The sequence below is a fragment of the Enterobacter sp. 6722112 genome (genome assembly GCF_058661685.1).
The window spans coordinates 2,134,721-2,155,908 of the sequence record NZ_JBZWGR010000007.1; the positions used below are offsets into that span (position 1 = coordinate 2,134,721).

23 protein-coding genes and 1 pseudogene are annotated in these 21,188 nt (G+C 53.2%); 11 read left to right on the forward strand and 13 right to left on the reverse strand.

All coding sequences use genetic code 11. From position 1 onward, the window contains the following. Window positions 1–28 precede the first annotated feature (28 nt). Complete coding sequence (locus AC4OVU_RS11700; RefSeq protein ID WP_110292923.1) at window positions 29–787, reverse strand: alpha/beta fold hydrolase; 759 nt, start codon at window positions 785–787, stop codon at window positions 29–31. A gap of 86 nt (window positions 788–873) precedes the next feature. Continuing rightward, window positions 874–1,047, reverse strand: coding sequence for a GhoT/OrtT family toxin (locus AC4OVU_RS11705; protein WP_003856960.1), 174 nt, complete (start codon window positions 1,045–1,047; stop codon window positions 874–876). A 243-nt stretch (window positions 1,048–1,290) separates the two neighbouring features. Between AC4OVU_RS11705 and AC4OVU_RS11710 the strand changes: the two genes are divergently transcribed. The 3 genes from AC4OVU_RS11710 to AC4OVU_RS11720 are packed head-to-tail and all read left to right on the forward strand — an operon-like array spanning window position 1,291 to window position 2,184. Next, window positions 1,291–1,617 carry a TehB family protein gene (locus tag AC4OVU_RS11710; RefSeq protein WP_023303799.1) on the forward strand — a complete coding sequence of 109 codons (327 nt, stop codon included), beginning with the start codon at window positions 1,291–1,293 and terminating at the stop codon, window positions 1,615–1,617. Window positions 1,618–1,644: 27 nt separating this feature from the next. Continuing rightward, window positions 1,645–1,998, forward strand: coding sequence for a TehB family protein (locus AC4OVU_RS11715; protein ID WP_003856958.1), 354 nt, complete (start codon window positions 1,645–1,647; stop codon window positions 1,996–1,998). Window positions 1,999–2,001: 3 nt separating this feature from the next. Then, window positions 2,002–2,184: a DUF1869 domain-containing protein gene (locus tag AC4OVU_RS11720; protein ID WP_003856955.1), complete on the forward strand. Its 183-nt coding sequence runs from the start codon at window positions 2,002–2,004 to the stop codon at window positions 2,182–2,184. 35 nt (window positions 2,185–2,219) lie between these two features. Here AC4OVU_RS11720 and patD read toward each other — a convergent pair whose 3' ends face one another. From patD to ymcF, 3 genes are all read right to left on the reverse strand, one after another. After that, window positions 2,220–3,644, reverse strand: a complete 1,425-nt coding sequence (gene patD / locus AC4OVU_RS11725; protein WP_023303800.1) for an aminobutyraldehyde dehydrogenase — start codon at window positions 3,642–3,644, stop codon at window positions 2,220–2,222. A gap of 139 nt (window positions 3,645–3,783) precedes the next feature. After that, window positions 3,784–5,208 carry an aminotransferase-like domain-containing protein gene (locus tag AC4OVU_RS11730; protein ID WP_023303801.1) on the reverse strand — a complete coding sequence of 475 codons (1,425 nt, stop codon included), beginning with the start codon at window positions 5,206–5,208 and terminating at the stop codon, window positions 3,784–3,786. Between the two features lie 82 nt (window positions 5,209–5,290). Next, on the reverse strand, window positions 5,291–5,479 hold the full coding sequence (ymcF, locus tag AC4OVU_RS11735) for a cold shock small protein YmcF (protein WP_017693360.1): 189 nt from the start codon (window positions 5,477–5,479) through the stop codon (window positions 5,291–5,293). 393 nt (window positions 5,480–5,872) lie between these two features. Between ymcF and AC4OVU_RS11740 the strand changes: the two genes are divergently transcribed. From AC4OVU_RS11740 to hslJ, 4 genes are all read left to right on the forward strand, one after another. Further along, the gene (locus AC4OVU_RS11740) at window positions 5,873–7,267 is read left to right on the forward strand and encodes a cytochrome ubiquinol oxidase subunit I (protein ID WP_015570438.1); all 1,395 of its coding nucleotides are present in this window, start codon (window positions 5,873–5,875) and stop codon (window positions 7,265–7,267) included. A gap of 5 nt (window positions 7,268–7,272) precedes the next feature. Further along, the gene (gene cydB / locus AC4OVU_RS11745; RefSeq protein WP_045907296.1) at window positions 7,273–8,283 is read left to right on the forward strand and encodes a cytochrome d ubiquinol oxidase subunit II; all 1,011 of its coding nucleotides are present in this window, start codon (window positions 7,273–7,275) and stop codon (window positions 8,281–8,283) included. After that, on the forward strand, window positions 8,283–8,411 hold the full coding sequence (locus tag AC4OVU_RS11750; RefSeq protein WP_017693358.1) for a DUF2474 domain-containing protein: 129 nt from the start codon (window positions 8,283–8,285) through the stop codon (window positions 8,409–8,411). The genes cydB and AC4OVU_RS11750 overlap by 1 nt, the downstream gene beginning before the upstream one ends. Before the next feature lie 124 nt (window positions 8,412–8,535). After that, window positions 8,536–8,973 (forward strand): heat shock protein HslJ, encoded by a 438-nt coding sequence (hslJ, locus tag AC4OVU_RS11755; RefSeq protein WP_491928687.1) that lies wholly within the window; start codon window positions 8,536–8,538, stop codon window positions 8,971–8,973. Window position 8,974: 1 nt separating this feature from the next. Here the strand turns inward: hslJ and AC4OVU_RS11760 are convergent, their stop codons facing one another. Further along, entirely contained in the window at window positions 8,975–9,241 is a 267-nt protein-coding gene (locus tag AC4OVU_RS11760; RefSeq protein WP_003856935.1) for a putative hemolysin, read from the reverse strand. Between the two features lie 270 nt (window positions 9,242–9,511). On the opposite strand from AC4OVU_RS11760, the gene nifJ reads away from it, so the two are divergent. Beyond that, window positions 9,512–13,036, forward strand: coding sequence for a pyruvate:ferredoxin (flavodoxin) oxidoreductase (gene nifJ, locus AC4OVU_RS11765; RefSeq protein ID WP_110292922.1), 3,525 nt, complete (start codon window positions 9,512–9,514; stop codon window positions 13,034–13,036). A 384-nt stretch (window positions 13,037–13,420) separates the two neighbouring features. After that, window positions 13,421–14,581: a porin OmpC gene (ompC, locus tag AC4OVU_RS11770; RefSeq protein WP_023303805.1), complete on the forward strand. Its 1,161-nt coding sequence runs from the start codon at window positions 13,421–13,423 to the stop codon at window positions 14,579–14,581. Window positions 14,582–14,614: 33 nt separating this feature from the next. Here ompC and AC4OVU_RS11775 read toward each other — a convergent pair whose 3' ends face one another. The 3 genes from AC4OVU_RS11775 to AC4OVU_RS11785 all read right to left on the reverse strand — a co-directional run bounded on the left by AC4OVU_RS11775 (window position 14,615) and on the right by AC4OVU_RS11785 (window position 15,648). Further along, window positions 14,615–15,037 carry a GFA family protein gene (locus AC4OVU_RS11775; protein ID WP_058700677.1) on the reverse strand — a complete coding sequence of 141 codons (423 nt, stop codon included), beginning with the start codon at window positions 15,035–15,037 and terminating at the stop codon, window positions 14,615–14,617. A gap of 2 nt (window positions 15,038–15,039) precedes the next feature. Then, window positions 15,040–15,237 (reverse strand): hypothetical protein, encoded by a 198-nt coding sequence (locus AC4OVU_RS11780; protein WP_000790642.1) that lies wholly within the window; start codon window positions 15,235–15,237, stop codon window positions 15,040–15,042. A gap of 219 nt (window positions 15,238–15,456) precedes the next feature. Beyond that, entirely contained in the window at window positions 15,457–15,648 is a 192-nt protein-coding gene (locus AC4OVU_RS11785) for a hypothetical protein (RefSeq protein WP_126514710.1), read from the reverse strand. Between the two features lie 10 nt (window positions 15,649–15,658). Between AC4OVU_RS11785 and AC4OVU_RS11790 the strand changes: the two are divergent. Continuing rightward, window positions 15,659–15,856 (forward strand): annotated as a pseudogene (locus AC4OVU_RS11790) (tyrosine-type recombinase/integrase); the annotation flags it as partial. A gap of 49 nt (window positions 15,857–15,905) precedes the next feature. Continuing rightward, entirely contained in the window at window positions 15,906–16,841 is a 936-nt protein-coding gene (gene ttcA / locus AC4OVU_RS11795; protein ID WP_001186974.1) for a tRNA 2-thiocytidine(32) synthetase TtcA, read from the forward strand. A 43-nt stretch (window positions 16,842–16,884) separates the two neighbouring features. Here the strand turns inward: ttcA and dbpA are convergent, their stop codons facing one another. The 4 genes from dbpA to AC4OVU_RS11815 all read right to left on the reverse strand — a co-directional run bounded on the left by dbpA (window position 16,885) and on the right by AC4OVU_RS11815 (window position 20,947). Continuing rightward, window positions 16,885–18,258 (reverse strand): ATP-dependent RNA helicase DbpA, encoded by a 1,374-nt coding sequence (gene dbpA, locus AC4OVU_RS11800; protein ID WP_045348216.1) that lies wholly within the window; start codon window positions 18,256–18,258, stop codon window positions 16,885–16,887. A 57-nt stretch (window positions 18,259–18,315) separates the two neighbouring features. Next, entirely contained in the window at window positions 18,316–18,468 is a 153-nt protein-coding gene (gene ynaL, locus AC4OVU_RS11805; protein ID WP_015570430.1) for a proline-rich small protein YnaL, read from the reverse strand. A gap of 274 nt (window positions 18,469–18,742) precedes the next feature. Then, window positions 18,743–19,726: a zinc transporter ZntB gene (zntB, locus tag AC4OVU_RS11810; protein ID WP_006810774.1), complete on the reverse strand. Its 984-nt coding sequence runs from the start codon at window positions 19,724–19,726 to the stop codon at window positions 18,743–18,745. 90 nt (window positions 19,727–19,816) lie between these two features. After that, entirely contained in the window at window positions 19,817–20,947 is a 1,131-nt protein-coding gene (locus tag AC4OVU_RS11815) for a methyl-accepting chemotaxis protein (RefSeq protein ID WP_491928688.1), read from the reverse strand. Between the last annotated feature and the right edge of the window lie 241 nt (window positions 20,948–21,188).

A 21,188-nucleotide genomic window follows, 5' to 3' on the forward strand; every position in this document is an offset into this window, starting at 1 on the left:
GCAGCCCGCAGCAATGCGGGCTACCCCTTCATGAGCCGTTTATGAAGCCAGATAAAGCCTGAGCCAACGCTGACGGGTTTTCCCAGGACATTGAATGGCCCGCATCAGGGATAATTTTTACAGCAACATTGTTTTGTTGCAGGCGATTAAAATCGTCATCAGGCAGGGATCGCTCACCAAAAACTAACATTACCGGGCAGCTCAATGACAAGAACAGGTGTGCCCAGTCAGGTTTAACGCCCTCGACCAGGCTTGTTGCGCCGCGCCAGACGGCCCAGGGGGCATTGCTTTGAAGGCTTCCAGCCCACGGCGACGTTTCCGCCCGCAGCATGTCATCATAGCCCTGAGCCAGAAAATGTTGTTCCGTTTGGGCCGCAATTGCTCGGCTGAACATCCCGCCACCCGCATGAAAATTGGGTTCAGATACTATCAGGCCCTTAACGCGCGACGTTAACAGTGCTGCCGTTTCGATCGCGATACTCCCTCCCATGCTATGACCATACAGCCATAGACTATCCAGGGCGAGATGGTTTAACAGTTCAACCACCACCTGCGCCTGTTCGCTCGTGCGATAACGGTAGTTGTCAGGTTTGTCACTGTAACCGCTACCGGGAAGATCGATCAGAATGGCTCTGCGCCCCCCGAAACGGGTATCACAGACAAAACGAGGATATTCATACGACGATGCACAGCCCAACCCGTGGATAAACACAACCGGGTCACCGACACCGGGAAGATCTTGCCAGCGCACAGTGCAGCCTGCTTGCTGCGAATAGAAACTGATCATAAGCACTCCATGTATGACGGACTGTATATTTATACAGCCTCAATGTATGGAATGCTATGTCTGGATGCCGATTCTGGAAGCGTGCTTCAGAAAAGAGAGATCAACAGGGCAACAGGAAAGCTCATCGGCCAGGTGGAACCCACCAGGAATGCGCTCAACAGGCGAATACGTTTACGATCTTTAGACAGGAACCAGGTGATTAATGCGCAGATGGAGGCCATGATTGCGTAGAACACCAACATCTTTTGATACAACGTCATTCTGTTTACCTGAGCCGAAAAATAACCGCACGCAATATGCGTCATATGTTGACACAGATCAAGTTTTTTCGTTACATCATAACCACTTAAATACTAAGGATAATAACAACTGAGTACCTTGTGTAACAACGCCGGGTAAAGCAAAACGGTTATTATTGATAAGATGCATATTAAATGCACTTTTTGATAAATCCATCCCCTCAGAAAGCAGTTTAATACCAGCAGGCTTTTAAGGGAGGAAACATGCTACGCATTCCGCAGAGTTGCATTCACACCCGTTCCACGCCTTTCTGGAACAAAGAAACGGCCCCCGCCGGCATTTTTAAACGCCACCTGGATACGGGCACGCGTCCGGGCGTTTACCCTCGCCTGTCGGTGATGCGTGGCGCAGTGCGTTATCTGGGCTATGCTGATGAATTTACCTCTGAGCCTGACAGCGAGCTCGTCATTGAAGCGGGTCGTTTCGGCGTTTTCCCGCCAGAGAGATGGCACCACATTGAGGTGATGACCGACGACACCCTGTTCAATATTGAATTCTTTGTTGAACCTGAGGTGCTTAAGTCCCTTTAAGCGCCCGCCAACATGAAGGAAACTATTATGTTACGTATTCCTGAAAACTTTGTTCATACCCGCTCGACGCCGTTCTGGAATAAAGAGACCGCCCCAAAAGCGCTTTTTACCCATCACAACACCAAAGCCGGCGTGTACGGTCGGTTGTCCGTCATGCAGGGTGCGGTGCGTTACTTTGGCTTTGCCGATGGCGACGCCACCGAGCCCGATCTGGAAGTGGTTATTGAGGCCGGTTCTTTTGGCATCTCCCCACCGCAAAAATGGCACCGCATTGAGCTACTGACCGACGACACCTATTTTAATATCGACTTTTTTGCGGATCCTGCCGTCACGCTCAGCGGTGCGGGCATCGGTAAAGTGGTCAATACGCATAAGGAGTAGATAATGGGTAAGGCTACCTATACCGTGACCGTCACCAACAACAGCAACGGCGTGTCGGTGGATTATGAAACAGAAGCGCCAATGGAGCTGTTGATCCCGGACGTCGCGGCAGATGTCGTGAAGGATCTGGTGAACACCGTTCGCGCCTACGATACGGAAAATGAACACGAGGTCTGTGGCTGGTAAGCTGAATCGCCCGGCACTGCGCCGGGCATGAGGGTTTAGTGTTTGATCATGACATGCCGGACTACCGTGTAATCCTCAAGTCCGTAGACCGACATATCTTTGCCATAACCGGATAACTTCATCCCGCCGTGCGGCATTTCGCTCACCAGCATAAAATGGGTATTGACCCAGGTGCAGCCATACTGCAACCGTGCGCTGAGGCGATGGGCGCGTCCGACGTCTTTTGTCCAGACGGACGAGGCCAGGCCGTATTGCGAATCGTTAGCCCAGTTCAGCACCTGCGCTTCATCCTCAAATTCTGTCACACTGACCACCGGGCCAAACACTTCTCGCTGGACGATCGCATCTTCCTGCTTCGCCCCGGCCAGCAGCGTTGGCTGGAAGTAATATCCTGCCCCCTCACTTTTACTGCCACCGGTGACGACGCGGATATGTCCAAGGGTTTTGGCTTCGTCCACGGCAGCGCAAACGCGGGAAAGATGCGCTGCGGAGCTGAGCGGTCCCAGCTCGGTTGACGCATCGTCCGGCGCGCCCATTTTCAGGCTGGCAACGGCTGCGCCCAGCTTTTCGACCAGCGCGGGGTAAATCCCCTTCTGGGCATAGATACGACAGGCTGCGGTACAATCCTGACCAGCATTGTAGAAACCAAACGTACGCACGCCTTCAACCACGGCATCCAAATCTGCATCGTCAAAGACAATGACCGGGGCTTTTCCGCCCAATTCCATATGGGTACGTTTAACTGAAGATGCGGTATGCCCGATAATATGTTCTCCGGTAGCAATAGAGCCGGTGAGAGAAACCATACGGACTTTTTCGTGGCCGGTCAGCGGATCTCCTACGGTTTTTCCGCGACCAAACAGCACGTTCAGCACGCCTGGCGGGAAGATATCTTTCGCCAGTTCCGCCAGCTTCAGCGCCGTCAACGGGGTAATTTCAGACGGCTTGATGACGACACAGTTTCCCGCCGCCAGCGCGGGCGCCAGCTTCCACGCCGCCATCATCAGAGGGTAGTTCCAGGGCGCAATAGAGGCGACAACGCCAACCGGGTCGCGGCGGATCATTGAGGTATGTCCTTCGAGGTATTCTCCGGCAGCCAGCCCGTTCAGGCAGCGGGCGGCCCCGGCAAAGAAGCGAAACACATCGACCACGGCCGGGATCTCATCTCCCTGAACACAGTGCAGCGGTTTCCCGCAGTTAAGGGACTCCACTTTTGCGAACGCGTCAGCGTTGGCTTCTATCACATCAGCCAGTTTCAACAGACATTCGGCGCGCGTTTTCGGCGTCGTTTGTCCCCACTCTGTGAACGCGCGATCGGCAGCCTGGACGGCAGCGTCCACCTGTGCTGCCGACGCTTCAGCAATCTCCAGCAGCACTTCACCCGTGGCAGGATTATAAACCGCCTGCTTCTCACCTTCGCCGGTCACCAGTTCACCATTAATCAGCAATTGATTTTGCATAGCATCGTCCTGTTGAAATCGACATTGTTTTCGCTGTCAGCACACGTTCTGGCGGGCAGAAACGTGACAACGTCACGTTACCAATCCGCGCTCCCTTACTAAAGGTAGACTGCGCGTTATGTCGCTTCAGGAATTTTCATCAAGGTGTGACTGGGTGCAGCATCATTTCGCGGATTAACCCCGCCAGCTGGATGACCGCCTGCTCTTCCCGCTCGCCCCAGCCCCATGAGGTATTGAAACGGAAAAACGGTGTCCAGATATTGGAGGTGGAAAACATCTTGCCGGGCGCAATGCTGATTTGATGGGTTAACGCCTTCTCACTCAACCGCCCCGCATCCAGCTGTTCAGGCAGTTCCAGCCATAAAAAATAGCCGCTGTCGTTATGATGGATTTTGACGCCGGCAGGCATATGACGCAAAAGCGATTGCCAGGCCTGCTGTTTGCGTTCAGCAAGCGTGCGTCGCAGACGGCGAAGGTGGGCGTCGTAACGTTTGGTCGCCAGGTAATCCACCAGCGCCAGTTGCATGGGAGAGCTGGTGGACAACGTACTCATCAGCTGCAACTGCTGAATACGGCGCGCATGTTTTCCCGCCGCCACCCAGCCAATACGGAAACCGGCCACCAGACACTTGGAGAATGAGGAGCAGTGCAACGTCATATCCTGCTTATCCCAGGCCTTTGCCGGAAGCGGCTTTTCGCGGCCAAAGTAGAGTTCGCTGTAAACATCGTCTTCAATCAGCGTGACGTTATGCCGGGTGAGTAAGGCCACCAGCTGAGCTTTCTTCTCTGCACTCAGCGTGAAGCCGAGCGGGTTCTGACTGTTGGTCATCAGCCAGCAGGCTTTCACCGGATAATCATTTAACGCCTGCTCAAGGGCACTGAGATCGATGCCCTCACGCACGTCAGTGGCAACCGACAGCGCTTTCAGTTTCAGACGTTCAAGCGCCTGGAGTGCGCCATAAAAACAGGGGTTTTCAACGATAACCCAGTCCCCTGGTTCAGTCACAGCCTGCAAACTGAGGTTGAGCGCCTCAAGCGCGCCCGCGGTGATCACAATTTCATCCGGGGAGATATTCATTCCCTGCTGAGCGTAGCGACGGGCAATGGCATGACGTAAGTCGACGTTACCCGGCGGCAGGTTTTCGATCACGCTCATGGCGGTAGCCGTTTTGCTGACGTTAGCCAGCGATCGGTTGAGTTGCTGAAGCGGGAAAAGGCGCGGATCGGGAAATGCCGAGGCAAAAGGGACAACGGAGGGGTCGCGGCTGGCCTGTAGCACGTCGAAAATATAGGTGTTGATGTCGACCACTTCATCGCGCATCACCTGCGCGGGCGGTGCAGGCTGGTGTGTGGTCGGGCGGGCGGCAACGTAATAGCCTGACTGCGGTCTGGCAACAATGCGCCCCTGACTTTCCAGCATCTGATACGCGTGGCCCACGGTCATAAAACTCATGCCGCTGCTTGCCACCTGCTCTCGCAGAGAAGGCAGCTTATCGCCCGGCAACCATACGCCAAGCTCAATCTGCGAGATAATTTGTTGCGCCAGACGCTGGTATTTTTTCATCAGATTCTCCTTATTGCTGACAGTGTATATCAGCAGGAGAAAAAGAGAAGATTTTGCTAACTGTTATAGGAAACGCGGCAGATTACTTGCGGTACTCTGTAATGTGATTCTGAGCAGAACGCGCTGCGGCCAGGTGGTCGAGCGTGATCATCGACGATTTGCAGAAAATGCATTTCGCGCCGAACGGATTTTTGTCAGACACATCAAAAGCTGAGGTGCGGTACTGCGAGCCATGACAGCATGGGCAGCGGAAATGGATATAAGAAGTCATAGGATTCTCCTTTGAACGTAAAAACGTAAATTACTCATGAGCCGATCAGGCAAAAAATGGTTCGATACAAAACTAATCGGAATGTAGATAAAGACCCAAGAGAGGCTGCGGAGAGGCACAACGTGATGAGAACTGCTTTATAAAACTACGTCAGATATTTATTTGGATTCAAAACCAGAAATCCATTAACGCATGTTGCTGGCGACAAAGCAAGCTGATTAATGCGTAAAAATCATAAAAAGAAATTTTTTATTCTTCCTTGTTAACTATATCAGCCAGATAAAGTTAAGCTTTTCCCACAACTGTTATAGATAATTTATCAAATTCTGCTTCTGATATCTCATTTGCCGCCTCTCTATCATAACAGTACACCGTTTAACATTGAGGCAGTGCATGTTTGGTTTAGATGCGTTTCATCTTGCGCGAATACAGTTCGCCTTTACCGTATCCTTTCATATTATTTTTCCGGCGATAACCATTGGCCTGGCGAGCTATCTCGCCGTGCTGGAAGGGCTGTGGCTGAAAACAAAAAATCCCGTCTGGCGCTCGCTGTACCATTTCTGGTCGAAGATCTTCGCCGTCAACTTTGGGATGGGCGTGGTCTCCGGCCTGGTGATGGCTTATCAGTTTGGCACTAACTGGAGTGGGTTTTCGCAGTTCGCGGGCAGTATTACCGGCCCCCTGCTGACCTATGAAGTGCTTACCGCGTTCTTCCTTGAGGCGGGGTTCCTCGGGGTAATGTTGTTTGGCTGGAATAAGGTCGGGCCGGGGCTGCACTTCTTTTCGACCTGCATGGTCGCACTGGGGACCCTCATGTCTACGTTCTGGATCCTCTCGTCAAACAGCTGGATGCAGACACCGCAAGGGTATGAAATCATCAACGGTCAGGTCGTTCCGGTGGACTGGTTTGCCGTGGTGTTTAACCCCTCCTTCCCTTACCGCCTGCTGCACATGTCGATAGCGGCATTTCTCAGCAGCGCGCTGTTTGTCGGTGCTTCCGCGGCCTGGCATTTGCTGCGCGGAAACAATACGCCCGCTATTCGCACCATGTTTTCCATGGCGTTGTGGATGACGTTGATCGTGGCCCCCGTCCAGGCGCTGGTGGGGGATATGCACGGGCTTAACACCTTAAAACACCAGCCAGCGAAAATAGCCGCCATAGAAGGCCACTGGGAGAATCCGCCGGGTGAGCCTACCCCACTGCTGCTATTTGGCTGGCCGGATATGGAGCAGGAACGGACCCGTTTTGGCCTGGAAATTCCCGCTCTCGGCAGCCTGATCCTGACCCACAGTCTCGATAAACAGGTTCCGGCATTGAAGGAGTTCCCAAAAGAAGATCGCCCGAACGCCACCATTGTCTTCTGGTCTTTCCGCATCATGGCCGGCCTGGGAATGTTGATGCTGCTCCTGGGCGTGACGGCAATCTGGCTGCGTTATAAACAGCGCCTTTATACCTCACGTTCCTTCCTGTGGTTTGCCCTGCTGATGGGGCCGTCCGGGCTGATCGCGATCCTCGCCGGATGGGTAACAACGGAGGTCGGCCGCCAGCCCTGGGTCGTCTATGGTCTACAGCGTACAAAGGATGCGGTTTCCGCGCATGGCGATCTGCACATGAGCGTCAGTTTGCTGGCCTTCTTCGTGGTTTATACCGCGGTATTCGGCGTGGGTTACAGCTATATGGTGCGTCTGATTAAAAAAGGGCCGCAGCCCCATGAATCCTTCGCGACTGAATCCGATGGCCGCCCTGCTCGTCCGCTTTCTGCCGTCACCACTGAATTTAAGGAGTAACCGTAATGGGTATCGATCTTTCCATTATCTGGTTCGTGATTATCGTTTTCGCCACGTTGATGTATATCGTGATGGACGGTTTTGATTTGGGGACAGGCATCCTGTTTCCGGCAACGCCGAATGCGGACGACCGCGACGTGATGGTCAATAGCGTGGCTCCCGTCTGGGATGGCAACGAAACCTGGCTGGTGCTTGGCGGTGCGGCCCTGTTTGGCGCCTTTCCTCTCGCCTATGCGGTTATCATCGACGCGCTAACCATTCCACTGACAATAATGCTGATCGGGCTTATATTTCGTGGCGTCGCCTTCGAATTTCGCTTCAAGGCCACTCCGGCGCACCGCCCGTTCTGGGATAAGGCCTTTATTGGTGGATCAATTGTGGCGACCTTTAGCCAGGGCATCACCGTCGGCGCGGTCATCCATGGGTTCAGCGTCACTGGTCGCGCTTACAGCGGTGGTCCGTTTGACTGGTTTACCGCGTTCAATTTTTTCTGCGGTGCGGGTCTTGTAGTGGCTTACGCGCTGTTAGGATCAACGTGGCTGGTAATGAAAAGCGAAAATGCCCTGCAACAGCGGATGCGTCAGGTATCGAAAGTGCTTCTGCTCCTGCTTCTGGTATTCATTGCAGTAATCAGTATCTGGACCCCTCTCGCCCAACCAGCTATTGCTGCGCGCTGGTTTACGCTGCCGAATCTGTTTTATCTGCTGCCCGTTCCTGCGCTGGTTGCGATCCTGAGTCTGTGCCAGTGGCGCTGCCTGAACGATCCTGCGAGCCATACTCTGCCGTTTATTATGACATTAGGGCTGGTTTTTCTTGGCTTTAGCGGGCTTGGGATCAGCATCTGGCCGCATATTATCCCGCCGGACATTACCCTGTGGCAGGCCGCTGCGCCAGTCCAAAGCCAGGGCTTTATGTTAGTGGGTGCACTGTTGATCATTCCCGTGATTCTGGTCTACACCTTCTGGAGTTATTACGTTTTTCGCGGAAAAGTACAGCATGGGGAGGGTTATCACTGATGCAACAACCTGTATGGAAACGTTTGATGTGGCTTGCCATCATCTGGGGCGGCAGCGTTCTGGCGCTGGCCTGCGTAAGTATGCTCTTTAAAATGCTGATGGCCGCAGCCGGATTTAAATCGCACTAACTCACTGACCGGGTGCGCCGCCGCCCGGTCCCTTCCCGCACTTTCAGATAAACCCCATTAACACTCAGGAGGGTATGGTTACACTGAAAAAATATTTACGGTATTGATAGTTTGAGAAAAAAAAATGAAAAAGCTCGCGGCAGTAAGTTTAATCAGCTTCGCACTGGCTGGATGCGTTAATCCTGGTAAAGCCTCCGTTCAGACCGAACAGCTAGAGAATCATCGTTTCGTTCTGGAAAATGTGGATGGAAAAGCGGTTAAAGGCGGGAAAACCCAGCCTGAAATTCGCTTCAGTGCGCAACCCAATATCAGCCTGATTAACAACATTGTCGTCTCAGGCACAATGTGCAACGGCTTCAACGGCCAGGGGAAACTGTCCGAAGGAGAGTTGACGGTCAAAACGCTGGCAATGACGCGGAAACTCTGCACCGAGCCGCAGCTAAATGAACTGGATCAGACCATCGCCGATATGCTACGCACAGGCGCACAGGTAGACCTGACCGAAGACCAGTTAACCCTGGCGACAGCCAATAAAACATTGATGTTTAAGCGAGTTGAATAACTCAGTAGCTTCCGCACGAACCTACGGCAAGCGACTGCTCACTACAGCGTTTGCCATTTGGCAATGCGCACATGCCGATGGCGGAGCCATCGAGCTGACGGGCAACGGAGAGTGAACCGCCGATCATTGCGCAGTTGGCCTGACCTGAACTGGACATAGCCGCCCGCATACCCGGCGTAACGTGTGCCGCTGTCGCCTGCTGTACAGGTTCATTGCTGCATGCCGACAACAGTAACGCGGCACATCCGACCCAAAATGCTGAACGCATACCTTCCTCCCCATAAATAAAGCGAAACCTATGCATAATAGGCATCACGCGCCGCATCGTCGAGAGCGGATGTGCGTATTTATGCGCCCTGGTAACAATTTCTCGCAATTTTTTAACGCGAATAGCCATCGAGTCATTGATACAGCGCATACCAAGGACACAAAAGCGAAAATCGTAAAACCTGAGCTTTGCTAAAATACGCAGATAATATTCAGGGTCTGTCGTCGTTTTACAGGCCCCTCTTTTTGCGCAATGTAAGGGTGTTGTCCTATGCAAACTATTGACGGCAATGGTGCAGTCGCGTCTGTTGCGTTTCGTACCAGCGAAGTGATCGCCATCTACCCCATCACGCCCAGCTCCACCATGGCTGAACAGGCTGACGCCTGGGCTGGTAATGGGATAAAAAACGTCTGGGGCGATGTCCCGCGGGTTGTAGAGATGCAGTCCGAAGCCGGTGCCATTGCCACCGTGCATGGTGCGTTGCAGACCGGTGCCCTGTCGACCTCGTTCACGTCATCTCAGGGGCTGCTGTTGATGATCCCCACGCTTTACAAGCTGGCAGGGCAATTAACGCCGTTTGTGTTGCACGTTGCCGCACGCACCGTAGCCACTCACGCTCTCTCTATTTTTGGCGACCACTCAGACGTGATGGCCGTGCGTCAGACCGGCTGCGCTATGCTCTGCGCCAGCAGCGTGCAGGAAGCGCAGGACTTCGCGCTGATTTCGCATATCGCCACGCTGAAAAGCCGTGTGCCATTTATTCATTTCTTCGATGGTTTCCGTACGTCCCACGAGATCAATAAAATCGTTCCACTGCCGGACGACACCATTCTGAATCTGCTGCCGCAGGCGGACATCGATGCGCATCGCGCTCGCGCCCTCAATCCGGAAAATCCGGTGATCCGGGGTACCTCTGCGAACCCGGATACCTATTTCCAGTCCCGCGAGGCGACAAACCCGTGGTACAACGCGGTCTATGCGCACGTTGAACAGGCGATGGACGATTTTGCCGCTGCGACGGGCCGCGAATATAAGCCGTTTGAATATTACGGTCATCCGCAGGCCGAGCGCGTGATCGTCCTGATGGGCTCCGCCATCGGCACCTGTGAAGAGGTGGTTGATGAGCTATTGACGCGTGGAGAGAAAGTTGGCGTGCTCAAAGTTCGCCTCTACCGTCCCTTCTCAGCAGAACACCTGCTCGCAGCCCTGCCGGACAGCGCGCGTGCCGTGGCGGTACTGGACCGCACCAAAGAGCCTGGCGCACAGGCTGAGCCACTTTATCTGGACGTGATGACCGCTCTGGCTGAGGCGTTTAACCGCGGTGAGCGCGAAACGCTGCCGCGCGTCATTGGCGGGCGTTATGGATTGTCTTCCAAAGAGTTCGGGCCGGAGTGCGTCCTGGCGGTATTTGCTGAACTCCGCGAGGCAAAACCGAAGCCGCGCTTTACGGTCGGCATTTATGATGACGTGACTAACCTTTCTCTGCCCTTACCGGAAAACACCCTGCCCTCCAATGCGAAACTGGAAGCGCTGTTCTACGGTCTGGGCAGCGACGGCAGCGTCTCGGCGACCAAGAACAACATCAAAATTATCGGCAACTCCACGCCGTGGTATGCGCAAGGGTATTTCGTCTACGACTCCAAAAAAGCGGGCGGACTGACCGTTTCCCACCTGCGCGTCAGCGAACACCCGATCCGCTCGGCATACCTGATTTCTCAGGCGGATTTTGTTGGCTGTCACCAGCTCCAGTTCATTGATAAATATCAGATGGCCGAGCGCCTGAAGCCCGGCGGTATTTTCCTGATCAACACCCCTTACAGCGCCGATGAGGTCTGGGCACGCCTGCCCCAGGAAGTCCAGGCAGTGCTTAACCAGAAACAGGCGCGCCTGTATGTCATTAACGCCGCGAAGATCGCCCGCGAATGCGGCCTGGCCGCGCGCATCAATACGGTTATGCAGATGGCGTTCTTCCACCTGACTAATATTCTGCCGGGCGACAGCGCGCTGATGGAACTCCAGGGGGCGATCGCCAAAAGCTACAGCAGCAAAGGTCAGGAACTGGTTGAGCGCAACTGGCAGGCGCTGGCGCTGGCGCGCGAATCGCTGTTCGCGGTGCCGTTGCAGCCGGTCAATGCCAGCAGTCCGAACCGGCCGCCCGTGGTGTCGGACGCCGCCCCGGATTTCGTCAAAACCGTCACGGCGGCGATGCTTGCCGGACTGGGCGACACCCTTCCCGTCTCTGCGCTTCCGCCTGACGGAACCTGGCCGATGGGCACGACCCGCTGGGAAAAACGCAACATTGCCGAAGCGATTCCCATCTGGAAAGAAGAGCTGTGCACCCAGTGCAACCACTGCGTGGCGGCCTGCCCTCACTCGGCCATTCGCGCCAAAGTGGTGTCGCCAGAAGCGTTAGATGGCGCGCCGGAAAGTTTGCACTCGCTGGATGTAAAATCCCGCGATATGCGTGGTCAGAAATATGTCCTACAGGTTGCGCCGGAAGACTGTACCGGCTGTAACCTGTGCGTCGAGGTGTGCCCGGCGAAAGATCGTCAGGACCCGTCAATCAAAGCCATCAATATGATGTCGCGTCTTGAACATGTTGAAGAAGAGAAAGTGAATTATGATTTCTTCCTCGACCTGCCCGAAATCGATCGCAACAAGCTGGAACGCATTGACATTCGTACCTCGCAGCTCATCACCCCGCTCTTCGAGTACTCCGGGGCGTGCTCCGGCTGCGGCGAAACACCGTATATCAAACTGCTCACTCAGCTTTACGGTGACCGAATGCTGATTGCCAACGCGACGGGCTGCTCGTCGATCTACGGGGGTAACCTGCCGTCCACGCCATACACCACCGACGCGAACGGTCGCGGCCCGGCGTGGGCAAACTCGCTTTTCGAGGACAACGCAGAATTTGGTCTGGGATTCCGTCTGACGGTCGATCAGCACCGCGCCCGCGTAATGCGTCTGCTCGCACAGTTTGCCGATAAGATCCCGGCAGAACTGAATGATGCCCTGCATGCGGAGGCCACACCTGACGTTCGTCGCGCGCAGGTTGCTGAACTGCGCAACGCGCTTAAGGGTGTTGAAGGGGCTGAACAACTCCTGACTGATGCTGACGCGCTGGTTGAAAAATCTGTCTGGCTGATCGGCGGCGACGGGTGGGCCTACGATATTGGTTTCGGCGGTCTTGATCATGTCCTGAGCCTGACCGAAAACGTCAATATTCTGGTGCTTGATACTCAGTGCTATTCCAACACCGGCGGACAGGCCTCGAAAGCAACGCCATTGGGGGCGGTCACGAAATTTGGTGAGCACGGCAAGCGCAAGGCGCGTAAAGATTTGGGCGTCAGCATGATGATGTATGGACACGTCTACGTCGCGCAGATTTCGCTGGGGGCGCAGCTCAACCAGACGGTGAAAGCCATTCAGGAAGCGGAAGCGTATCCAGGGCCGTCGCTGATCATCGCCTACAGTCCGTGTGAGGAGCATGGCTACGATCTGGCGCTCAGCCACGACCAGATGCGTCAGCTCACCGCAACCGGCTTCTGGCCACTGTACCGCTTCGACCCGCGCCGTGCCGATGAAGGGAAATTGCCGCTGGCGCTGGATTCGCGTCCGCCGTCAGACGCCCTTGCCGAAACCTTACTTCAGGAGCAGCGTTTCCGCAGGCTGAACGCTCAACAGCCAGAAGTGGCAGAGCAGCTATGGAAGGATGCGGCAGCGGATCTACAGAAGCGTTATGACTTCCTGGCGCAACTGGCGGGGAAAGCCGAAAAATCGACCAGTGAATAACTTTATGCCCGGCTTGTCCGGGCATTTTTTTGCCAAAAAAAGCCCGATGCACGTGCACCGGGCGAATCCAGAAGATCGGTGAAAATTGCCTCAATGTTCTGAACAATATTCACGGGAATTATGGATGAAAAAATCTTAAAGGCATATAACGGCGTGGAGGTTACCTTGTTTTCCACGTAATTAATAATTTTTATTTTGTATTGATTATAATAATTCATTCATGGCATCAATCGTTATTTCTACCGCATCATTTAGTTTAGATTTTACTTAACCCGTAACAATTATATTTTATTCATCCGCCGTCAGAGTGATTTAGCATGGGACAGCTTTCCAGCCCGGAAAGTTCACGAAGTAATAAAAAATAACTGCAAAGGAATAATCAAAATGCAAAGAAAAGTACTGGCACTGATGATCCCCGCTTTGTTAATGGCTGGCGCCGCTCACGCAGCTGAAATTTATAATAAAGACGGCAATAAACTGGATCTGTATGGCAAAGTAGATGGTCTGCATTATTTCTCTGACGACGCGTCTAAAGATGGCGATCAAACCTATATGCGACTGGGCTTCAAAGGTGAAACCCAAATCAACGACATGATGACCGGCTTCGCACAATGGGAATACAACATTCAGGCAAACAACACCGAAGGTTCTGACAATCAGTCCTGGACGCGTCTGGCCTTCGCGGGTGTGAAGGTGGGCGATTACGGCTCCTTCGATTACGGCCGTAACTATGGCGTCCTGTACGACGTTGAAGGCTGGACCGATATGCTGCCAGAATTTGGTGGCGACTCTTATACTTATGCCGATAACTTTATGACCGGTCGTGCAAACGGCGTGGCGACCTACCGTAATACCGATTTCTTTGGTCTGGTGCAGGGTCTGAACTTCGCGGTGCAGTATCAGGGTAATAATGAAGGCAGCAACTGTGACGAGTATGGCTGCTCTCAGGAAGGCACTAATAACCGTTCAGATAACAACATTCGTAATCAAAACGGTGATGGCTTCGGTATCTCCACCACCTATGACTTTGGCATGGGCTTCAGCGCAGGCGCGGCATATACGTCATCTGACCGTACCAACGATCAGGTTAGTGCTGGCACTGGCGCAGCATCTCAGTATGCAGGTGGCGATAAGGCGGATGCATGGACTGCTGGCCTGAAATATGACGCTAACAATATTTACCTGGCGGCAATGTATTCCGAAACCCGCAATATGACCCCTTATGGTTCAACCGATAGCCAAGATGGCGGCGGTATTGCAAACAAAACCCAGAACTTTGAAGTCACCGCACAATATCAGTTCGATTTCGGTCTGCGTCCGGCTATTTCCTATTTACAGTCCAAAGGTAAAGACCTGGGCAATGGCCAGGACGATAAAGATCTGGTGAAATACGCTGACGTCGGTGCTACCTACTATTTCAACAAAAACATGTCCACCTATGTTGATTATAAAATCAACCTGCTGGATGAAGATGATTCGTTCTACAAAAACAATGGCATCGGTACGGATGACATCGTAGCGTTAGGTCTGGTTTACCAGTTCTAATCCCGTTAGCCCGCAGCGATCTGCGGGCTAATTTTATCGCTGTTTCGCCTGTTCTTTGCGGAAAGAGAGATAGCCAAATACTCCGCTGTCGCCATCCATAGGGTGATTAACTCCATCCATTACCGCCACTTCCGGGAAGTCGAATGGCGTGACATTTTCCAGACAGGCGACATTCACACCATATTCATTGGGATTGGAACGTCGTTGATGGAACGTGTAAATACCGCAAATCGAACAGAAGAAATGGCGCGCCGTGCCGGTGTTGAAACGGTACTCTGTGAGCGTGTCCGCGCCCTGCGTCACCTTAATGCCCGTCAAAGGCGCTGAAACCACTACCGCCCCACGCATCCTGCAAAACGAGCAGCTACATCGACGAGCGGTATTCAGGCCGTCCGACAGCTCAACCGTAAATTTCACCGCCCCACAATGACACTGTGCATGACGAATGTCAGCCATCGTTATACTCCTTTTCTCACTAACTCAGCCGCTTTTAAAAAGACCTCATCTTCGACACCATCCCCCTTCTGCCTGCCGAGCCTTACCAGCTCAGCGACAATACTTTCACGGTTGATGATCTTCTGGGATGAAACCAGCCCGATAACGGCGGCACCAATCGCCAGCCCAACTAATCCTGTCTGCTCGTCTTTATTTTTCATAGAAGCGCTCCCTTGTCCCCCTCAAAAGCGTAGCAGGAGAAATGTAAAACGCGCTGGTACGCGGGAATGAGATTCGTGCTTTATCTCAGCTGTTCGCCAGGCAAAACAGTAGGGGTTCTGAGCGGTTATCAGACAACGTTGAAGAGGACAACATGAATAGCGGTGCGCGTAGAGAGGCCGAATGGGTGTTAAAACCGCCTTCGAAAAGGCGGCAGGTCATTACTCTGGATCTTTATCGCCTGATTCAGGCGCTGAGCCAGGATCATCTTTCGGTTTTTTTCCATCCTTTTCCGGGTTATCCGGGCTGGGATTATAATCAGGATGGTCACCATTAACGGGACGGTCAGTCATTTTCACCTCCGTTTTTACTGCGTAAGCTGTAAGTGTAGACAACCCTTCAGTCTTAACCAAACTTCTCCTGTGGAGCTCATTTGTAAATCGTGCTGGCATTCGGCGCTGCAATCCGTACCATACACGACACACTTTCGCATGCTGGTTTTTACCGGTAGCCGCAAACCCGTCTTTTATCGCTAACCAGATGGGGCACGTACATGCGCAGATGGTGTATGAAATCTATGCTACATGGATAGAAGAGATGAACACGAAGCTGACGCTTTGAAATCGTTTTCCTCACCCTGTGCCCCATTTGAGATCTGAGTAACGAATAGATGCAACAAAATCAAGAAATTAACAAGAAAGAACAGTACAACCTGAATAAACTGCAAAAGCGACTGCGCCGTAACGTGGGCGAAGCCATTGCAGACTTCAATATGATTGAAGAAGGCGATCGCATCATGGTCTGCCTGTCGGGCGGTAAAGACAGCTACACCATGCTGGAGATCCTGCGCAATCTACAGCAAAGCGCACCGGTGAACTTTTCCCTGGTCGCGGTTAACCTCGATCAGAAACAGCCCGGCTTCCCGGAACATATCCTGCCGGAGTACCTTGAGAACCTGGGCGTTGAGTACAAAATCGTAGAAGAGAATACCTACGGCATTGTTAAAGAGAAGATCCCAGAGGGCAAAACGACCTGCTCGCTCTGCTCACGTTTGCGTCGCGGCATTCTGTACCGCACCGCAACCGAACTGGGCGCCACCAAGATTGCGCTTGGTCATCACCGGGACGACATTCTGCAAACGCTGTTTCTGAATATGTTCTATGGCGGCAAAATGAAGGGAATGCCACCGAAGCTGATGAGCGACGACGGCAAACACATCGTGATCCGCCCACTCGCCTACTGCCGCGAGAAAGACATTGAGCGTTTCTCCCAGGCCAAAGCCTTCCCTATCATTCCGTGCAATCTGTGCGGCTCACAGCCGAACCTGCAACGTCAGGTCATTGGCGACATGCTGCGTGACTGGGATAAACGCTATCCGGGCCGCATCGAAACCATGTTCAGCGCCATGCAGAACGTGGTGCCTTCGCACCTGGCCGACGTTGAACTGTTCGATTTCAAAGGGATTAACCACGGTTCAGAGGTGGTGAATGGCGGGGATCTGGCGTTTGACCGCGAAGAGATCCCGATGCAGCCTGCTGGCTGGCAGCCAGAGGAAGAGGATGCGCAATTCGATGAACTGCGCCTGAACGTGGTAGAAGTCAAGTAACCTGGGAGCGTCTCAGATATCATTTCTGAGACGCGTTTTAAGCTTATTTCAGCAGTCGAACGCGGCAGGTCTTCCCTTTAATCTTCCCGCCCTGCAACTGTTTCCAGGCCTTATGCGCAACCGACTGGCGAACCGCTACGTAGACATGCGCAGGATGGACCGTGATCTTGCCAATATCTGCCCCGTCGAGACCGATATCCCCAGTTAACGCCCCCAGAACGTCACCGGGACGCATTTTGGCCTTTTTACCGCCGTCGATGCACAGAGTGGCCATTTCCGCCGCCAGCGGAGCGATGCTGATATTACCAGGGGTATTCACCCAGTTGAGTTTCAGTTGCAGCATTTCCGCAAGAATATTGGCGCGCTGCGCCTCTTCAGGTGCGCAGAAGCTGATGGCGAGACCACTGTTACCTGCGCGCGCGGTACGCCCGATGCGGTGGACATGCACTTCCGGATCCCATGCCAGTTCGAAATTCACCACCAGCTCAAGCGATTTAATATCCAGGCCACGGGCCGCCACATCCGTTGCAACCAGCACGCGTGCGCTGCCGTTAGCGAAACGCACCAGCGTCTGATCGCGATCGCGCTGTTCCAGATCGCCATGCAGCGATAATGCGCTCTGTCCTGCATCATTCAGGGCATCGCACACCGCCTGACAATCTTTTTTGGTATTACAGAACACCACGCAGGACGCTGGCTGGTGTTGGCTCAGCAATTTTTGTAGCAGTGGAATTTTGCCGTGCTGCGATGTCTCGAAGAACTGCTGCTCAATCGCCGGTAACGCATCGACAGCATCGATTTCAATGGTCAGCGGGTTCTTCTGCACGCGCCCGCTGATCGCCGCAATCGCCTCGGGCCAGGTGGCAGAAAAAAGCAGCGTCTGACGCGTGGCTGGCGCAAAGCGGATCACTTCGTCAATCGCATCGCTGAAGCCCATATCCAGCATGCGGTCAGCTTCATCCATCACCAGCGTTTGCAGTGCATCGAGTGAAACGGTGCCTTTTTGCAGGTGATCGAGCAGACGGCCCGGCGTTGCCACAATGATATGCGGCGCGTGCTGAAGGGAATCGCGCTGCGCACCGAACGGTTGCCCGCCGCAGAGCGTTAAAATTTTAGTATTAGGCAAAAAACGCGCCAGACGACGCAGCTCACCCGCAACCTGGTCGGCCAGCTCGCGCGTCGGGCAGAGTATCAGGGACTGGGTCTGAAACAGGGTTGCATCAATGTGTTGTAACAGGCCTAGCCCAAATGCAGCCGTTTTTCCACTGCCGGTTTTCGCCTGCACGCGCACATCACGGCCTTCAAGGATAGCCGGCAGCGCGGCGGCCTGGACAGGGGTCATAGTGAGGTAGCCCAACTCATTCAGGTTAGTCAGTTGGGCTTCAGGCAGAACGTTCAGCGTGGAAAAAGCGGTCACAATATACTCTCGTGGTAATGATTGCAGTCAGATGGCGCGTATCCTCGCAGATCTGCGCTAACGATGCGACAATTTAATCGGTTCTTCATCCGGCGGCGGATCCGGCATCGGCTGCGGACGTGGGACAGGATCGGGTATCGGCGTCGGATCGGTAGGCACCGGATCGGACTGCCAGGTGTTCAGGCGTTGCAGGGCAAGTAGCATACTCATCTTTTCCTCCAGATTAGGGTGCTGACCCCTAAAGGGTAGACGCAGATAAACAGGAGGCAAAAAAAAGCCGACTATGAAGTCGGCGTCGTACGAATCAATTGTGCTATGCAGTAATTCAAAAAAAGGAAGTAAGACAATATGGAGCGCAACGCCCATCGCTTGACGTTGCATTCACCTGCGGGAGTAATATTGCACCTAACATGGTCGGAGTTTATTGACTTCGCTCAATTAAAATGTCGTTTTGAAGCCGACTCTGCCTCAGAAAAGCGTAAATTTACAGCCATTTACTACGATGCAACCACCATGCAACACCCCCAATCAAAACCACTAACATGACGCAAAACGTGGTGAAGCCATAGTGATATTCACCGCCGGGGATCCCTCCGAGGTTTACGCCAAACAACCCCGTCAGGAAGGTACTCGGTAAAAAGACCATCGCCATCAGCGACATGGTGTACGTTCTTCTGGCTAACGACTCCTGCATTACCTGGGCTATCTCATCCGCCATGACTGCCGTTCTGGCAATACATGAGTCAATCTCATCCAGACCACGTCCGAGCCGGTCAGCGATATCCTGCATTCTGCGGCGCTGATCGTCGTTCATCCAGCTCATACGTTCGCTGGCCAGCCGCGCATAAACGTCGCGCTGCGGGGTCATATAGCGGCGCATCACGATGAGTTGCTTACGCAGCAACGCCAGAAAACCACGTGGGGGGATTTGCTGATCGAGCAGGTTATCTTCCAGATCGATGATTTTATCGTGAAGTTCTTCTATAAACTCGCTGGCATGATCGGTCAGCGCATCACACACATCCACCAGCCAGCTGCCGCAATCCGTAGGCCCCGTGCCCTCTTTCAGATCGTTAATGACGTCATCCAGCGCCAGCACTTTTCGCTGGCGGGTGGAAACAATCAGCCGTTCATCCATATAAACACGCATGGCCACCAGCTGATCCGGACGCTCATCCGTACTGCCGTTTATACAACGCAGCGTAATTAACGTCCCCTCACCCATCCGGCTGACGCGGGGTCTGAGACTTTCTCCCGCCAGCGCATCCCGAACGTTGTTGGGCAATAGCGGCGTGGACGCGAGCCACTCGGCGCTGTCCGGGTGCGTGTAGTTGAGGTGCAGCCAGCATGGATGTTCGCTGTCGATGTGATCCTGATCTTCAAGCGGCCTTGCGCCGCCACGTCCATCAAACACCCATGCAAAAACTGCGTCAGGTACGTTAACCTCAGACCCTTTGATGCTCTCCACAGCGCCTCCACCGTTTTATCTCTTTCGGTGTCAGTCTAGCTTTCGCCGAGGGTTAAGCAATAATTATGTGAGGCATCGTCCTGAATACGCTCAGGAATTCTCCGCCCATTCGCGGCTTCTTAATGCATTGTCAGCCTGGAACTCATTTTCCAGACGGAAATTGCATGTTCGTGTCTGAAGCTCAATCACCTGATTGCGCAGCACATCTGACGATCCATTGAGTTCTTCAACCATCGACACGTTGCTCTGCGTTACGCGTTCAAGCTCTGACAATGCCTGTGTAATTTGTGAAATACCTTTTTCCTGTTCTGATGTTGAGGCGGAGATTTCATCCATCAGTCTGCTCACATTGCCCGAACCGGTAACAATGTCATGCATGTTTTTTTCGGCTTCAGAGACCACGTTAACACCCTGCGTCACGTTATGGCTGGTGACTTCAATCAATGACTTAATATTTTTTGCCGCTTCGGCGCTACGATGCGCCAGGCTTCTCACTTCACCCGCGACCACAGAAAACCCTTTACCATGGTCGCCCGCTCTTGCCGCTTCAACGGCGGCGTTAAGCGCCAGAATATTGGTCTGAAAAGCGATACCGTCAATCAGCGAGATAATCTCTGTCATTTGCTGGGCGCAGTCGGTAATCGACTGCATATTGTTCGCGACCTGCCCCATTAACTCTCCGCCTTTACGCGCCTGCAACGTCGCGAGATTCGCCTGTTCGCTGGCTAAACGGGTATTGTCGGCATTATTTTTTGTACTTGCAGCCATTTCTTCCATGCTGGCTGCCGTTTGCACCAGCGAAGCTGACTGCTGTTCTGTTTTGACGGAAAGCTGCGCGCTGCGTGAAGAGAGTTGATCTGACAGGGTCATCGCGGTTTGCGAGGAGGCGCGGATCTCACGGACCAGCGTTGCAATGTTGCTGGAGAGACTATTAATCCCCGGGATCAGGCGTCCTGCACAATTGTTGCCAAATTCAGGTATCGACACGCCAAGTTTGCCTGACGTCACTTCTTCAATACTTTTTTTCACCGTATTGATCGGCGTCACAAGATATTTGGTCATGTACGCCCAGAGTAAAAATAAGGCGATGAATTGTACAATTATGACTGCAATAAAAAGCGAAGAATTCCGTGAAAATAGCGCTATAACTCCATCACTTACCAAAAATACACATAAAAGGAAATAGACAATGAACGTTCTGACACTAATATTTCTTAGCATACGTTTTCCTGGGGCATTATATTTTGGTTGGCATTAAGGGTTATAGCATTGCCATACAAATTTGTCCTCACGTTCGTCGCTGGTTTGTTGTTTTGCAGTTTGATTTTCGCAGTTTTACTTAAGGCGGACAAAAAGCATGTTTTACGCTAAATGTCTGACTTGTCGTTTGGTTGCTGATACCCCTTCAAAAATGGCAATTATATATTTAAGGAGGGGTGCTGTAGGGCGCCGTTGTTTAGTG

Bases quoted from the DNA above. Each gene is read 5' to 3' on its own strand.
- AC4OVU_RS11740 (WP_015570438.1), top strand. From the start codon at position 5,873: ATGTTTGGTTTAGATGCGTTTCATCTTGCGCGAATACAGTTCGCCTTT.
- AC4OVU_RS11775 (WP_058700677.1), bottom strand. From the start codon at position 15,037: ATGGCTGACATTCGTCATGCACAGTGTCATTGTGGGGCGGTGAAATTT.
- AC4OVU_RS11760 (WP_003856935.1), bottom strand. From the start codon at position 9,241: ATGCGTTCAGCATTTTGGGTCGGATGTGCCGCGTTACTGTTGTCGGCA.
- ompC (WP_023303805.1), top strand. From the start codon at position 13,421: ATGCAAAGAAAAGTACTGGCACTGATGATCCCCGCTTTGTTAATGGCT.
- ymcF (WP_017693360.1), bottom strand. From the start codon at position 5,479: ATGACTTCTTATATCCATTTCCGCTGCCCATGCTGTCATGGCTCGCAG.
- AC4OVU_RS11715 (WP_003856958.1), top strand. From the start codon at position 1,645: ATGTTACGTATTCCTGAAAACTTTGTTCATACCCGCTCGACGCCGTTC.
- AC4OVU_RS11780 (WP_000790642.1), bottom strand. From the start codon at position 15,237: ATGAAAAATAAAGACGAGCAGACAGGATTAGTTGGGCTGGCGATTGGT.
- hslJ (WP_491928687.1), top strand. From the start codon at position 8,536: ATGAAAAAGCTCGCGGCAGTAAGTTTAATCAGCTTCGCACTGGCTGGA.
- ttcA (WP_001186974.1), top strand. From the start codon at position 15,906: ATGCAACAAAATCAAGAAATTAACAAGAAAGAACAGTACAACCTGAAT.
- nifJ (WP_110292922.1), top strand. From the start codon at position 9,512: ATGCAAACTATTGACGGCAATGGTGCAGTCGCGTCTGTTGCGTTTCGT.
- AC4OVU_RS11705 (WP_003856960.1), bottom strand. From the start codon at position 1,047: ATGACGTTGTATCAAAAGATGTTGGTGTTCTACGCAATCATGGCCTCC.
- ynaL (WP_015570430.1), bottom strand. From the start codon at position 18,468: ATGAGTATGCTACTTGCCCTGCAACGCCTGAACACCTGGCAGTCCGAT.
- cydB (WP_045907296.1), top strand. From the start codon at position 7,273: ATGGGTATCGATCTTTCCATTATCTGGTTCGTGATTATCGTTTTCGCC.
- AC4OVU_RS11750 (WP_017693358.1), top strand. From the start codon at position 8,283: ATGCAACAACCTGTATGGAAACGTTTGATGTGGCTTGCCATCATCTGG.
- AC4OVU_RS11720 (WP_003856955.1), top strand. From the start codon at position 2,002: ATGGGTAAGGCTACCTATACCGTGACCGTCACCAACAACAGCAACGGC.
- patD (WP_023303800.1), bottom strand. From the start codon at position 3,644: ATGCAAAATCAATTGCTGATTAATGGTGAACTGGTGACCGGCGAAGGT.
- AC4OVU_RS11710 (WP_023303799.1), top strand. From the start codon at position 1,291: ATGCTACGCATTCCGCAGAGTTGCATTCACACCCGTTCCACGCCTTTC.
- AC4OVU_RS11815 (WP_491928688.1), bottom strand. From the start codon at position 20,947: ATGCTAAGAAATATTAGTGTCAGAACGTTCATTGTCTATTTCCTTTTA.
- AC4OVU_RS11730 (WP_023303801.1), bottom strand. From the start codon at position 5,208: ATGAAAAAATACCAGCGTCTGGCGCAACAAATTATCTCGCAGATTGAG.
- AC4OVU_RS11700 (WP_110292923.1), bottom strand. From the start codon at position 787: ATGATCAGTTTCTATTCGCAGCAAGCAGGCTGCACTGTGCGCTGGCAA.